Origin of the sequence: Dietzia sp. SYD-A1, from assembly GCF_015356725.1 — a bacterium.
GTDB lineage: Bacteria > Actinomycetota > Actinomycetes > Mycobacteriales > Mycobacteriaceae > Dietzia.
This window is the reverse complement of sequence record NZ_JADDKI010000194.1, coordinates 1-254: the sequence shown is the minus strand read 5'-3', so window position 1 is coordinate 254 and position 254 is coordinate 1. Positions and strand designations below refer to the sequence as shown.

The 254-nt window shown below is 65.4% G+C and carries 1 protein-coding gene; it reads left to right on the top strand.

What is annotated here, in order from left to right; all coding sequences use genetic code 11:
• Positions 1–9 precede the first annotated feature (9 nt).
• Positions 10–254 (top strand): ATP-binding cassette domain-containing protein (locus IY392_RS08885; RefSeq protein ID WP_228549201.1); only part of this gene is annotated, 245 nt, incomplete at its 3' end.

Sequence of the window (254 nt, the reverse complement as noted above, 5' to 3'; positions counted from 1 at the left end):
GCGTCGTTCCTGCATCTGGAAGGAATTTCGAAGTCCTTCGGGAATGGGGCGGACGCGGTACAGATCGTCGCCCCCACAGACGTCCGGATCGGTCGCGGTCAGTTCGTCTCCCTCCTCGGCCCATCGGGTTGCGGGAAGTCCACGATCCTCTCGATCATCGCCGGTCTAGTCGAACCCTCCGACGGTCTCCTGTGGCTTGATCGCCGGCCGATCGACGGGCCCGGCGCCGACCGCGGGGTGGTGTTCCAACAGCA